The sequence below is a fragment of the Arenimonas sp. genome (genome assembly GCF_035312645.1).
Lineage (GTDB): Bacteria > Pseudomonadota > Gammaproteobacteria > Xanthomonadales > Xanthomonadaceae > Arenimonas.
On sequence record NZ_DATGBO010000015.1, the window covers coordinates 23,408 to 37,572 of the forward strand.

The window sequence follows — 14,165 nt, forward strand, 5'->3', positions numbered from 1 at the left end:
ATAATATGCAGCTGGGACGTGCTTAACCCGTCCTGTGTCTTCCGTCACCTCGTCCAAGCCAATTTTCAGGAGCCATCCAATGAGCGACTCCTTCGCGACCCGCGACCAACTCAGCGTCAACGGGACGTCCTACACCATCTTCAGCCTGGCCAAGCTCGGCCAACGCTACGACCTGGCCCGCCTGCCGTTTTCGATGAAGATCCTGCTGGAAAACCTGCTGCGTCATGAGGATGGCATCACGGTCACCAAGGCGTCGATCGAAGCGATCGCCAACTGGGATGCGAAGAAAGAACCGGACACCGAAATCGCCTTCATGCCGGCGCGCGTGGTGCTGCAGGATTTCACCGGCGTGCCCTGCGTGGTCGACCTCGCCGCGATGCGCGATGCCGTGGTCAAGCTCGGCGGCTCGGCCTCCAACATCAACCCGCTGATCCCCTCGGAACTGGTGATCGACCACTCGGTGCAGGTCGATTCCTACGGCAAACCCGAGTCGCTGGACCTCAACGGCCAGATCGAATTTTCCCGCAACGGTGAGCGCTACAGCTTCCTGCGCTGGGGCCAGAAAGCCTTCAACAATTTCAAGGTCGTGCCGCCCAATACCGGCATCGTCCACCAGGTCAACCTGGAAAATCTCGCCCGCGTCGTGGTTGAGCGCAGCATCGACGGCGTCCAGTACGCGTTCCCGGACACCGTGTTCGGCACCGACTCGCACACCACCATGATCAACGGCATCGGCGTGCTGGGCTGGGGCGTCGGCGGCATCGAGGCCGAGGCCGCGATGCTCGGCCAGCCGAGTTCGATGCTGATTCCGCAGGTCGTGGGCTTCAAGCTCACCGGCAAGCTGCCAGAAGGCGCCACCGCCACCGATCTGGTGCTGACCGTCACGCAGATGCTGCGCAAGCAGGGCGTGGTCGGCAAGTTCGTCGAATTCTTCGGCGACGGCCTCAACCACCTGCCGCTGGCCGACCGCGCCACGATCGCGAACATGGCCCCCGAATATGGTGCGACCTGCGGCATCTTCCCGATCGACGGCGAAGCGCTGAACTACCTGCGCCTGTCGGGCCGCGACGAAAAACTCATCGCGCTGGTCGAGGCCTATGCCAAGGCCCAGGGCCTGTGGCGCACCGACGCTGAAGCCGAATACAGCGCCGTGCTGGCGCTGGACATGGCCGAGGTCAAACCGTCGCTCGCCGGCCCGAAGCGTCCGCAGGACCGCGTGCTGCTGACCGACATGAAGGCCAACTTCAACGCCAATCTCGGCGGACTGGTCAGTGGCCGCAAGAGCAAGAATGGCGACGTCGCCAACTTCGTCGGCGAAGGCGGCAACCAGCATCAGGCCGAGCACCTCGCCGCAAAACCAAAGTCGAAAATCCGCATCAAGGACCAGGACGCCGAACTCGGCGACGGCTCGGTGGTGATCGCTGCGATCACGTCCTGCACCAACACCTCCAATCCGGCCGTGATGCTGGCCGCCGGCCTGCTTGCCCGCAACGCCGTGGCCAAGGGCCTGAAGTCCGCGCCTTGGGTGAAAACCTCGCTTGGCCCAGGCTCGTTGGTGGTCACCGACTACCTGAAGAAAGCCGGCGTGCTCACCGATCTCGAAAAGCTCGGTTTCTACGTCGTCGGCTACGGCTGCACGACCTGCATCGGCAACTCCGGCCCGCTGCCGGATGAAGTGTCCAAGGGCATCGCCGACAACGACCTCGCGGTCGCATCGGTGCTGTCTGGCAATCGCAATTTCGAAGGCCGCGTGCATTCCGAAGTGAAGATGAACTACCTCGCCTCGCCGCCGCTCGTGGTCGCGTACGCACTCGCCGGCACGGTCGACATCGATCTTTCGAGCGAGTCGCTGGGTACCGGCAGCGATGGTCAGCCGGTCTATCTCAAGGACATCTGGCCGAGCAACAAGGAAATCAGCGATTTCATCCTGCGCACGGTCGGCCCGGAAATGTTCACCAAGAACTATGCCGACGTGTTCAAGGGCGACTCGCGCTGGAACCAGATCGCCTCACCGGAGGGCGAGATCTACGCCTGGGGCGCCGATTCGACCTACATCAAGAACCCGCCGTATTTCGACGGCATGAAGATGACGATCGGCACGATCGACGACATCCATGGCGCGCGTTTGCTCGGCCTGTTCGGCGATTCGATCACCACCGACCACATCTCGCCCGCGGGCAACATCAAGGCTAGCTCGCCGGCCGGCAAGTACCTGCAGTCGCGCGGTGTGCAGCCGGTCGACTTCAACAGCTACGGTTCGCGCCGCGGCAACGACGACGTGATGGTGCGCGGCACCTTCGCCAACATCCGCATCAAGAACCTGATGCTCGGCGGCGAAGAAGGCGGCAGCACCCTGCACTATCCTGACGGCGAAAAGCTGGCGATCTACGACGCGGCGATGAAGTACAAGGCCGAAAGCGTTCCGCTGGTGGTGATCGCCGGCAAGGAATACGGCACCGGTTCGTCGCGCGACTGGGCAGCCAAGGGCACCAACCTGCTTGGCGTCAAAGCCGTGATCGCTGAAAGCTTCGAGCGCATCCACCGCTCCAACCTGGTCGGCATGGGCGTGTTGCCGCTGCAATTCCTCGCCGGTCAGAACGCCGCCTCGCTGGGTCTGAAAGGTGACGAAGTGTTCTCGATCACCGGCCTGAAGGATGGCGCCGGCAAGGTCGCCGACGTGATCGCGAAGAAAGCCGACGGCGGCGAAATCCGCTTCCAGGCACAGGTACTGCTGCTGACGCCGAAGGAAGTCGAATACTTCCGCCACGGCGGCATCCTGCATTACGTGCTGCGTCAGTTGGCGGGCAAGAAAGCGGCCTGATTAATTCAGGGGCGGAAGCCCCGGGCGTGCGACAAGCGCCCGCCCCTGAGTCGATGCGCGGGATGCGCTTCAACGCATCCCGCAAGCGCATCGCCTCAGCCACCACGGCGGCATCCTGCATTACGTGCTGCGTCAGTTGGCGGGCAAGAAAGCGGCCTGATTGATCGGTTTCAGGCAGAAAACGAAAAGGCGGCCTCGGCCGCCTTTTTCATGCCCGTCGCCCTTGTAGGAGCGATGGCAATCGCGACTCTTTGCAATTGCGGAAAAGTCGCGATTGCCATCGCTCCTACAAGAGACCCTGCGCGTCGATCACGCTTCCTGGATTAAAGCGACGGCTCCCACGTCGCCGAAATCAGCTTCCAGTCGCCACCCACCAAACGCCAGCCGGTATTGACCTGATAGATCTGCGCCTGTTCGGGAAACGGGCCGGAGCCAGCGCTGGTCGCGGCGGTGAAGTTCACCGTCGCACGATCACCGAACATTTTCACATCCAGCGGTCCGAGGGTGACGCCGACGTCGCGCTTGCCCAGCATGCTGATCGCGATGAAGTGTCGCAAGGTGTTGCGATCCATGCCGTCGGAGCCGGAAAAATCCTCGGCGACCGGCGCGAGCACGCCGTCGATATCCTGCTTCTCCGCCGCCGTCTGCATCTGCATGATGGTTCGCCGCAGAGCTTGTTCGGGAGCTTCGTGACGACAGCTGCAAAGCATCGCCAACACGAGTATCGCGACCGTCATCGCAACACCGCGCAAGCCTTTCCGCCGCGGCTTGCCAGCCTCTGGAGCGTATGCTCCAATCGGGAAGTCATGCGATTCCGTCCGTTGCCGTACGGGTGCGGGTCGTCCAGCAAGCAAGAGGAAATCGGGCATGAGTAATGAGCGTCCCTGGCTGGCGAGCTATCCGGAAAATGTCCCGGCGCAGATCAATGTAGACGAATATCCGTCCATCGTCTCGGTGCTGAGCAAGGCCTGCGAACGCTACAGCTCCCGCCCGGCCTTTTCCAACTACGGCAAGTCGCTCACTTACGCCGATGTCGATCGCCTCAGCGCCCAGTTTGCCAATTACCTGCTCAACGAACTCAAGCTCAAGAAAGGCGATCGCGTCGCCCTGATGATGCCGAACGTGCTGCAGTATCCGATCGCGATTTTCGGTGTGCTGCGTGCCGGCCTCACCGTCGTCAATACCAACCCGATGTACACCGGCCGCGAGCTCAAGCACCAACTACAGGATTCCGGCGCCAGCGTGATCGTGGTGATGGAAATGTTCGCGCACACCGTCGCCGATGTCGTCGCCGATACGCCGATCAAGCAGGTGATCACCACCTGCATCGGCGACCTGCTCGGTTTCCCCAAGGGTCCGATCGTCAACTTCATGCTCAAGTACGTGAAGAAGATGATTCCCGACTACCGCCTGCCCGGCGCGATCGGTTTCCGCCAGGCGCTTGCCCTGGGTGGCGACAAGCCGCTGCCGCAAATCGACATCCGCGCCGGTGACATCGCCTTTCTGCAATACACCGGCGGCACCACCGGCGTCGCCAAGGGCGCGATGCTCACCCATCGCAATCTCGTCGCCAACATGCAGCAGGCGTCGGCATGGATCGGCAAGGATGTCAGGGAGGGCGAGGAGATCATGATCACCGCGCTGCCGCTGTATCACATCTTCGCGCTCACCTCGAACTGCCTGGTGTTCATGAAGTTCGGCGGCCTCAACCTGCTGATCACCAACCCGCGCGACATGCCCGGTTTCGTCAAGGAACTCGCGACCAGCAAGTTCACCGCGATCACCGGCGTCAACACGCTGTTCAACGGACTGCTCAATACGCCGGGCTTCGACAAGATCGATTTTTCCACGCTGCATCTCGCGCTCGGCGGCGGCATGGCGGTGCAACGCGCCGTGGCCGAGCGCTGGAAAAAAATCACCGGCGTCACCCTGGTCGAAGCCTACGGCCTCACCGAAACCTCGCCAGCGGCCTGCATGAATCCGCTCGATCTGCCCGACTACAACGGCGCGATCGGCCTGCCGATCCCGTCCACCGATTGCTGCCTGAAAGACGAGGAAGGTCGCATCGTCGCGAAGGATGAAGTCGGCGAGCTCTGCGTCAAGGGCCCGCAGGTGATGCTCGGTTACTGGCAGCGCCCGGAGGAAACCGCCAAAGTCATCGACGGCGACGGCTGGCTGCACACCGGCGACATGGCGAAGATGGACGACAAGGGTTTTTTCTACATCGTCGATCGCAAGAAGGACATGATCCTGGTCTCGGGCTTCAACGTGTACCCGAACGAGATCGAGGACGTGATCGCGACCATGCCCGAAGTGCTGGAAGTCGCCGCGGTCGGCGTCCCCGACGAGAAATCCGGCGAGGCGGTGAAAGTGGTCATCGTCAAGAAGGATCCCTCGCTCACGGCCGAGAAGGTCAAGGCCTTCTGCCGCGAGAACCTTACCGGCTACAAGCTGCCGAAAATCGTCGAATTCCGCACCGATCTGCCCAAGTCCAACGTCGGCAAGATCCTGCGCCGCGAGCTCCGGGACTCGCCCAAGCCTGCCGCCTGAACGCCTTCCTGACTAAAATTCCTGACCGCTTTGGACTGAGACCTGCGTACTAGCGCCGGCCGCACCCAGGAGTAGACTCGTCTCGCCCCTGCCCCGCCGGGACAGCCGGACCTTGTCCTCTCATTGGAGTGCTGTCATGTCCTTGCTCGAACGCGTGTCCCTCGAAGTGGTAAACCCCCTGGTCCGCCATACGGCGGAAACTTCCCACGGCAGCGATTGGTTGTTCATGCATGCCGATACGGGCACGGGCTACCACCCCTGTTTCTCCGAACGCCTGCTGCAGGATATGAAGCGCAGCCAGGAACGCGTCCGCCGCGCACTCGCGCTCGACAGCGACCCAAAGGCAGGCATTCACCACCTGGTACTCGCGTCGGACTCCGGCGTGTTCAATCTCGGCGGCGATCTCGCTCTGTTCGCGCAACTCATCCGCAGTGGCAATCGCGGCCGCCTGCTCGAATACGCCAAGCTCTGCGTGGAAGTCGCATTCAATTTCGCGCGCCTCTACGACGATCGCGTGCACAGCATCGCCGTGGTCCAGGGCGATGCCCTCGGCGGCGGCTTCGAAGCGGCGCTTTGCTGCCACACGATCATCGCCGAGGAAGGCAGCGGCATGGGCTTCCCGGAAGTATTGTTCGACCTGTTCCCGGGCATGGGCGCCTACACGTTCCTCACCCGCCGGGTCACGCCGGCGCAGGCCGAACGCATGATGCTCGATGCCCGCGTCTATCCGGTCGAGGAACTGCTGAAAATGGGTGTCGTCGACCTGGTCGTGCCGCGCGGCGAAGGCCAGCAGGCGGCGCGCGACCTGATCCGCAAACATCAGCGCATCGGCAACGCTTTGCGCTCGATGAACGTCGTGCGCCAGGCCTGCAAGCCGGTCAGTCTCGATGAACTGTTGTCGGTGACGACCGAATGGGTCGAGGCGGCGATGCGTCTCAACGAGCGTGCGCTACACACGATGGAACGGTTGATACGGGCGCAACAACGTCGCGCGGACGCTCCATCGCAGGCATTTGCGTGATGTCGCGGAAACACGCCTGATCCGCTTTTCCGGCGCGGATCAGGTGCCGTCAGGCCCAGGGGACGAACTCGGGTTTTCCTGATTTCTCTGCGTCAGGTTCGCGACTTCGCGGCGCACCTGCTCTGCCACGACGGTCAGTTGCACGGACAGATCGCTGACCAGTTTCTTCTGTTCCTTCGCCAGCGCTTCGTCGCTGGCGCGCATGGCCTGCAGGCAGCGTTCGGCCAGCATCTGCGCCCCCATGTTTTCGGCGATGCCCTTGAAGGCATGCGCCGCCTCGCGGAAATCGTTCCAGTTGCGCGCCGCCCCCGTGCGCTGCAACTCGGCGAGACAGCCCGCCGAATCCCTGAGGCACTGTTCGACGAACTCGCGCAGGAAATCGTCGCCCAGCCCCATGCCGGCCAGCTCACCGAGCACTGCCGGATTCATCGTCAGACGACTGATGTCGCCGACCGGCCGCACCGCCGGCAATTTCTGCGGGCTGATCAGGTCGGCGATCACTTCCAGCAGGCGCGCCACGACCACCGGTTTGGTGAGAAATGCCGGTGCTCCGGCCTGTTCGGCATCGCGTGCCGCCTGCACCGTGGCATCGGCGCTGAGCACGAGGATCGGCGTCTGCTTGCCGCCAGCCTGCATGAAACGCAGCTGCCGGATCACGTCCAGGCCACTGAGATTGGGCATGTGCATATCAAGCACGGCGAGATCCACCGCACCGGTTTCCAGCGCATCCAGCGCCTGCTCACCGTCGCTCACCGCTTGCACGCGATGGCCGGCACGCTCGAGGATGCGGGTCAGCACCGTGCGATTGGCGTGCTGATCGTCGGCGACCAGGATGCGCAGCGGCCGCACCCTCGCCTTGTGACGAATGAACGGGTCGTCGAAGGAAACCACCTTGTTGCCGGCATTCTCGTCGCCGATGGATTCCACCGCCTGCTGCGTGCGCATCGGCAATTCGACCCAGAAGTGACTACCGCCACCGGGGTTGTCTTCCAGACCGATCTGTCCACCCAGCAACTGGCTCAAGGTCTTGGCGATCGTCGTGCCCAGGCCGGTGCCGCCGAAGCGCCGCGTCGGGCCGGTGTCGACCTGCTCGAACGCACCGAAGATGCGCTCCTTGTCCTCGGCGGGTACGCCGATGCCGGTATCGCGCACCGAAAAGCGCAGGCGCGGCTGCAGTTCGTCGCCGCCGATCTGCTGCACCAGCAAGGCGACTTCGCCGTACTCGGTGAACTTCACCGCGTTGTGCATCAGGTTGAGCAGGATCTGCGTCAAGTGCGCGCCGTCGCCGTAAAGACGCATCGGCACGTCTTCCTCGATGCGGATCCTGAGCAGCAGTCCTTTCGCGGCGGCATGCGGCAGCAACATCTTGTGCAGGCGTTGCGCCAGATCGTGCAGGTTGAAATCGCCGTCCTTGCGGCGCAGCTTGCCGGCTTCGATCGCCGAGATGTCGAGCACGTCGTCGACCAGCAGCAGCAAGGTCTGCGCCGACGTCTGGATCACGTCGGCGTATTCGCGCTGGTCCGGCGCCAGGCGCGTGCCGGCCATGAGCTCGGACATGCCGATGATGCCGTTGAGCGGCGAACGGAATTCATGGCTCATGTTGGCGAGGAAGCGCGACTTCGCCGCATTTGCGCGCTTCGCTTCCTCGGTCGCCGCCTGCAGATCCTTGAGCAGCGACGACAGGTAGGCGGGGATCGCGATCAGACCAATCCACAAGCCGCCCGAAAGATACGGCTGATCGCGCCAATACGGCTGGCTGAGCACGACGGCGAGAAAAGCACTGGCCGACAAGGCGCCGGCGGAATACAGATAGGCTGTGCCGTAGCGCAGACCATTGCCGATCGTGACCCAGAGGATGAGCACGTATAGCGGCGCCAGCGCATCGGCGCGCAGCGACATCAGAATCGCCAGTGTCGCGTAGTCGGCGAGCATGCCGATCCAGCGGCGCAGATGCGAAACCCGTGGGTCCATCGCGATGCCGGCCACCAGCGCCAGCCCGACCACGGCCTCGATCAGCATGACCATGACCATGGCCTGCACATCCACCGCGTCGCCGCTGAAACGCTGCAGACCCCAGAGATAGAGCACGATCAGGCAGGCGATCACCAATCGAACCAGCGCCTGCACATGCTCGCTGTCCGGGCGATTGCGGAATCGCTGCAGAAGTTGCCGGCCGTGGAAGTTCACGCTGGCGCTCGCTGCCTAGACGGAAACGCCGTGCTCGGAAACGAAAGAGCGATGGATCGCCAGCACCTCTTTTTCGCGACCGTCGAGGATGCGTACGAGATCGGGATCGAATTGCTTGCCAGCGCCGCCGCGCACGATCAACAAGGCCTGGTCCATGCCGAGTGCGGCGCGATACGGACGCGGGCTGGTAAGGGCATCGAGCACATCGGCGATTACCGCGATGCGTGCGGACATCGGGATCGCTTCGCCAACGATGCCGTTCGGATAACCGCCACCGTCCCAATGCTCATGATGATTGAGGGCGATTTCGGCACCGATCTGGATGTATTCGCTGTTGCTGTCGCGCAGGATGTCGTGGCCGAGCACGGTATGCCGCTGCATCATCTGGCGCTCGTCGACCGTAAGCGGCCCGGGCTTTTGCAGGATGGCATCGGGAATCGAGATGTTGCCGATGTCATGCAGCGGTGCCGCATATTCGATCAGCCGGATGTTGTCGTCCTCCAGCCCCGCGCCTTCGGCAAGCAGGCCGCTGTAGCGGGAAATGCGTTCGACATGGCGGCCGTCGGCGCCCTCGCGCTGGCAGCAGGCCTTGACCAGGCGCCCGAGCAGGTCGCGTTCGCGCTGCTCCATCTCGTGGATGCCCGACAGCAGTTGATGCTCAAGCAGATGCGCGCGCGACTTCAGCGATTGCTGGCGCTGGCGCAGCTCCAGAAGGTTCTTGCAACGCAGGCGCAGCTCGCGCGGCCGCACCGGCTTGACCAGGAAATCGATGACGCCAGCTTCGAGTGCGGCCTGGCGCAACGGCTCATCGCCGACGACGGTGACCAGGATGATCGGCACATCGCGCTGCGACAGCGGCCGGCGGAATCGCCTGGCGAATTCCAGCCCATCCATCTTCGGCATCCGGTAATCGAGGATGACGAGGTCGGGCGGTTCTTTCTGGGAAAACAGCAACGCCTGCACGGGATCGGCGAAGTCGGTGACCTTGATATCCGGGCCGATGTCCTCGACCAGATGCCGCAGCATGGTGCGTTGGGATGACTGGTCGTCGACGATCAAAACGCGCATATGCGATGCCGCCCGAGCCGAGAATGCTCAGAGCATACGCTGGTCAGGGCGAACCTGAAAAGAGTGCTGCAAGTGTTTGTTTTGAATTAATTGCCGGACGCGATCCGGGCGCCTTGCGTGCGCCCGGATGCCGCCGTGCAGCAATCAGGCCGTTTCCGGCCGCATGTAGGGAAACAGCAGCACGTCGCGGATCGAATCCGAGCCGGTCAGCAGCATCACCAGACGATCGATGCCGATGCCCAGGCCACCGGTCGGCGGCAGGCCGACTTCGAGGGCACGGATGTAGTCGGCATCGAAATGCATGGCCTCGTCGTCGCCGCCATCTTTCTGCTCGACCTGTGCCTGGAAACGCGCGGCCTGGTCCTCGGCATCGTTGAGCTCGGAAAACCCGTTGGCGATTTCCTTGCCGCCGATGAACAGCTCGAAGCGATCGGTGAGTTCCGGATCGATGTCGTTCGCACGCGCCAGCGGGCTGACCTCGACCGGATGATCGGTGATGAAGGTCGGCTGGATCAGCGTGTGCTCGACGGTCTTCTCGAAGATTTCCAGCAGAATCTTGCCCCAGCCAAAACCTTTCTTGACGTGCACTTTCAGACGCTCGCAATGGCGCTGCATCGCCGCTAGATCGCGCAATTCCCCGTGCTTGATCTCGGGATTGTGTTCCAGCACCGCATCGATCATCGACCAGCGCCGGAATGCCGGACCCACATCGATGGCATTGCCATCCCAGGTCAGCGCGGTGGTGTCGAGGACGGACTTCGCCACGTCGCGGATCACGCCTTCGGTCAGGTCCATGATTTCGTTGTAGGTCGCGTAGGCCTCGTACAACTCGAGCATCGTGAACTCGGGGTTGTGCCGCGTCGACACGCCCTCGTTGCGGAAATTGCGGTTGATCTCGTAGATGCGCTCGAGACCGCCGACGGTGAGGCGCTTGAGGTAGAGCTCGGGCGCGACGCGCAGATACAGGTCGAGGTCGAGCGCGTTGTGGTGCGTCATGAACGGCTTGGCGGTAGCGCCGCCGGGGATGTAATGCATCATCGGCGTTTCCACTTCCAGGAAACGCCGCGCATCCAGCCAGCTGCGCATCGCCGAGACGATCTTCGAGCGCTTGATGAAAACTTCGCGCGCTTCCGGATTCACGATCAGATCGACGTAACGCATGCGATAGCGCTGCTCGACATCGGACAGCCCGTGGAATTTATCCGGCAGCGGACGCAAGGCCTTGGTCAGCAGGCGCAACGTGTTCGCCTTCACCGACAGTTCGCCGGTCTTGGTGCGCGTCAACACGCCGGCCGCGCCGATGATGTCGCCGATGTCCCAGCCCTTGAACGCGTCGTAGCTTTCGCCCAGATCGTTCGCCGTCAGATACAACTGGATGCGGCCGGACATGTCCTGGATCTGCACGAAACTGGCCTTGCCCATGACACGCTTGAGCAACAGGCGCCCGGCGATCTGCACGCGTCGTGGCGTCGCTTCCAGCGCCTCGGCGGTCCACACGTCCTTGTCGGCGAATTCCTTCTGCAGGTCGTCTGCGTAGTCGCCACGCTTGAAGTCGTTCGGGAACGCGATGCCCTGCTCGCGGATCGCACGCAGCTTGCTGCGGCGCTCGGCGATGAGCTGGTTTTCGTCAACGGGGGCAGTGGTTGGTTCGGTCATGGGCGTTGCCGGAAAATGAATTTATGGATGTAGGAGCGACGCGAGTCGCAACCGCTTGGCATTGCAGAAGAATCGCGACTTGCGTCGCTCCTACACAAGAAATATCAAGCCGCATCGATGCGTTTGGAACCTGCAGCAAGCCCCGATTTCAAACTGGCCTCGACGAATTCGTCGAGATCGCCATCCAGCACTTTCTGCGTATCGGTGCGTTCGATGCCCGTGCGCAGGTCCTTGATGCGGCTCTGGTCGAGCACGTAGCTGCGGATCTGGCTGCCCCAGCCGATATCGGACTTGGTCGCTTCGAGCGCGTTCTTTTCGGTGTTGCGCTTCTGCACTTCCAGCTCGTACAACTTCGCCTTCAGCATTTTCATCGCGGTGTCGCGGTTCTGGTGCTGGCTGCGACCAGTCTGGCAGGCGACGACGGTGTTGGTCGGGATATGGGTGATGCGCACCGCCGACTCGGTCTTGTTGACGTGCTGGCCGCCGGCGCCGGAAGAACGGTAAACGTCAGTGCGCAGATCGGCGGGATTGATGTCGATCTCGATGTTGTCGTCGACTTCCGGGCTGACGAACACCGAAGTGAAGGACGTGTGCCGGCGGTTGTCGGAGTCGAACGGCGACTTGCGCACCAGGCGATGCACGCCGATCTCGGTCTTGAGCCAGCCGTAAGCGTAGTCGCCTTCGACGCGGAACGTTGCCGACTTGATGCCGGCGACGTCACCGGCGCTGGCTTCCATCAACTCGGTTTTCCAGCCGCGGCTTTCGCAGAAGCGCAGGTACATGCGCAGAAGGATTTCCGCCCAGTCCTGCGCTTCGGTGCCGCCGGCGCCAGCCTGGATGTCGACGAAGCAGTTCGAGGCATCGAGCTCGCCGCCGAACATGCGCTGGAACTCCAGCTTCTCCAGCCGTGCGGCGATCTTCTCGACATCGGCGACGACCGCGGTGACCGTGCCTTCGTCGTCGTCCATCTCGGCAAGATCGAGCAATTCCGCCGCTTCGATCAGGCCATCGGTATTGCCGCTGATTTCCGACGTGGTCTTTTCCAGGAAGGAACGTTCCTTGCCCAGGGCCTGGGCCCGATCCGGATCGTTCCAGATCGCGGGGTTTTCCAGTTCGCGGCTTACTTCTTCGAGGCGTTCGAGCTTGGCATCGAAGTCAAAGATACCCCCTCAGCGAATCCAGCCGACCCTTGAGGTCGGCGATTCGCTGGCGGTAGAGATTGAGTTCCATGGATGGTTTCTTGACCGGCAAAAACAGGCGGCAATGATACCAGCCATGCTGCTTCGTAGGAGCGGCGTGAGCCGCGAAATCCGAGCATTCCGGCCAGACATGGTCGCGGCTGAAGCCGCTCCTACGACGCTGCGACCAGATGCCGTATCAGCAGCTGGACATCGCGACGGCCGCGGAAATCATCGAGCTCCAGCTGGTAGGCGATATGGATGCGGGGCGCGGGCGCCTCGCCGGTCCAGCCACCGAATTGAATCGCCGATATCGCCGCCCCACCCGCCTCCGATCGCAATTGCAACTTCAGATGCCGCTCGCCGAGCACCCGCCATTCGAGGACCGCGAAAACCCCGTCGAACACAGGCTCGGCGAAGCCCTGCCCCCAGGGGCCGGCGAGGCGCAGGGCTTCAGCAACATCACGCTGAAGTTCATCCGCCTGCAGCGGACCATCGCTGAGCAATTCGGCGCGCAGCAACTCCGGCGCGAGCAACGCATCGGCCACTTCGACGAAGGCGCTGCGAAATTCATCGAGCCGCTCAATCGGCAGACTCAGCCCGGCCGCCATCGCGTGGCCTCCGAAGCGTTCGATCAAACCTGGATTGCGCGCGTCGACCTGCGCCAGCGCGTCGCGGATATGGAAGCCCGCGATCGAACGCGCGGAGCCGCGCAATAGCCTGCTGTCCGGTTCCGCAGGTGCGAATGCGATGGTCGGGCGATGCACGCGCTCCTTGATCTTCGACGCCACCAGGCCGATCACGCCCGGATGCCAGGCCGCATCGAACAGAACCATCGCCGCCGGCAGGCCATCGCCATCGATCGGCAGGCGCTGCAGCAACAGTTCGGCATCTTCGACCATGGTCTGCTGCAGCTGCCGGCGTTCGGCATTGATGCCATCGAGCACGCGCGCGAGTTCCTGCGCACGCGTGACGTCGTCAGTGAGCAGGCATTCGATGCCCAGCGCCATGTCCTCGAGGCGGCCGGCGGCATTGAGACGCGGCGCCAGCGCGAAACCGATGTCGGTGGCGGTAAGTTTTTCCAGGGCGCGACCGGAAACCTCCGCAAGCGCGCGCAGGCCTGGCTGGCATTGACCCTGGCGCAGGCGGCGCAACCCTGCCGCGACCAGCAAACGGTTGTTGTAGTCGAGCACCACCAGGTCGGCGACGGTGCCGACCGCAACGAGATCGAGCAGGCTGGAAAGATCCGGATCGGGGCCGGCGAATGCAGCGGCATCGCGCAGATGCCGGCGCAGCGCCAGCAGCAGATAGAACATCACGCCGACGCCCGCCAGCGATTTGCTCGGGAACGCATCGCCGTCGAGATTGGGATTGACGATCACATCCGCGGCCGGCAACTGCGGACCCGGCAGATGATGATCGGTGATCAGCACCTGCCAACTGCGCGCTTTCGCGGCTGCGACGCCGGCGTGGCAGGCGATGCCGTTGTCGACGGTGATCAGCAGATCCGGCGCCATCGCGACCATATCCTCGACCAAAGCCGGCGACAGGCCATAACCATGGGTGATGCGATGCGGCACCTGGTAGCTCACCCGCGTCGCGCCCAACAGACGCAGACCGCGCACGGCCACTGCGGTGCCGGTGGCGCCGTCGCAATCGAAATCACCGACGATGACGATGTGTC

At 63.0% G+C, this 14,165-nt stretch carries 9 protein-coding genes; 3 read left to right on the forward strand and 6 right to left on the reverse strand.

The genetic code is table 11. The features are described from left to right. The first annotated feature begins 79 nt into the window (after positions 1-79). Complete coding sequence (gene acnA / locus VKM35_RS01275; RefSeq protein WP_324317520.1) at positions 80-2,821, forward strand: aconitate hydratase AcnA; 2,742 nt, start codon at positions 80-82, stop codon at positions 2,819-2,821. A gap of 323 nt (positions 2,822-3,144) precedes the next feature. On the opposite strand, the gene VKM35_RS01280 is transcribed toward acnA, so the two are convergent. After that, complete coding sequence (locus VKM35_RS01280; RefSeq protein WP_324317522.1) at positions 3,145-3,477, reverse strand: nuclear transport factor 2 family protein; 333 nt, start codon at positions 3,475-3,477, stop codon at positions 3,145-3,147. A 211-nt stretch (positions 3,478-3,688) separates the two neighbouring features. Here VKM35_RS01280 and VKM35_RS01285 point away from each other — a divergent pair, with 211 nt between their 5' ends. Beyond that, positions 3,689-5,371, forward strand: a complete 1,683-nt coding sequence (locus VKM35_RS01285; protein ID WP_324317524.1) for an AMP-binding protein — start codon at positions 3,689-3,691, stop codon at positions 5,369-5,371. A 136-nt stretch (positions 5,372-5,507) separates the two neighbouring features. Continuing rightward, positions 5,508-6,392, forward strand: coding sequence for a crotonase/enoyl-CoA hydratase family protein (locus tag VKM35_RS01290; protein ID WP_324317526.1), 885 nt, complete (start codon positions 5,508-5,510; stop codon positions 6,390-6,392). Positions 6,393-6,431: 39 nt separating this feature from the next. On the opposite strand, the gene VKM35_RS01295 is transcribed toward VKM35_RS01290, so the two are convergent. The 5 genes from VKM35_RS01295 to recJ form a co-directional block, all read right to left on the reverse strand. Then, a complete protein-coding gene (locus VKM35_RS01295) occupies positions 6,432-8,579 on the reverse strand; it encodes a response regulator (RefSeq protein ID WP_324317528.1) in 2,148 nt (715 codons plus the stop codon). A 15-nt stretch (positions 8,580-8,594) separates the two neighbouring features. Then, positions 8,595-9,647 (reverse strand): HD domain-containing phosphohydrolase, encoded by a 1,053-nt coding sequence (locus VKM35_RS01300; protein ID WP_324317530.1) that lies wholly within the window; start codon positions 9,645-9,647, stop codon positions 8,595-8,597. A gap of 144 nt (positions 9,648-9,791) precedes the next feature. Continuing rightward, positions 9,792-11,303: a lysine--tRNA ligase gene (gene lysS / locus VKM35_RS01305; protein ID WP_324317532.1), complete on the reverse strand. Its 1,512-nt coding sequence runs from the start codon at positions 11,301-11,303 to the stop codon at positions 9,792-9,794. A 104-nt stretch (positions 11,304-11,407) separates the two neighbouring features. Beyond that, positions 11,408-12,533, reverse strand: a protein-coding gene (prfB, locus tag VKM35_RS01310; protein WP_324317534.1) for a peptide chain release factor 2 whose coding sequence is annotated in 2 segments (ribosomal slippage) — positions 11,408-12,460 and positions 12,462-12,533 — 1,125 coding nt in all. Because the reading frame shifts where the segments join, the coding sequence is not laid out codon by codon here. Positions 12,534-12,654: 121 nt separating this feature from the next. Further along, positions 12,655-14,165: single-stranded-DNA-specific exonuclease RecJ (gene recJ, locus VKM35_RS01315; RefSeq protein WP_324317536.1), on the reverse strand; the 1,511-nt coding region annotated here is incomplete at its 5' end.

What these genes read in the sequence shown, in the direction of transcription:
- lysS (WP_324317532.1), bottom strand. Translation starts at nt 11,303, where the DNA reads ATGACCGAACCAACCACTGCCCCCGTTGACGAAAACCAGCTCATCGCC.
- VKM35_RS01300 (WP_324317530.1), bottom strand. Translation starts at nt 9,647, where the DNA reads ATGCGCGTTTTGATCGTCGACGACCAGTCATCCCAACGCACCATGCTG.
- VKM35_RS01285 (WP_324317524.1), top strand. Translation starts at nt 3,689, where the DNA reads ATGAGTAATGAGCGTCCCTGGCTGGCGAGCTATCCGGAAAATGTCCCG.
- acnA (WP_324317520.1), top strand. Translation starts at nt 80, where the DNA reads ATGAGCGACTCCTTCGCGACCCGCGACCAACTCAGCGTCAACGGGACG.
- VKM35_RS01290 (WP_324317526.1), top strand. Translation starts at nt 5,508, where the DNA reads ATGTCCTTGCTCGAACGCGTGTCCCTCGAAGTGGTAAACCCCCTGGTC.
- VKM35_RS01280 (WP_324317522.1), bottom strand. Translation starts at nt 3,477, where the DNA reads ATGCAGATGCAGACGGCGGCGGAGAAGCAGGATATCGACGGCGTGCTC.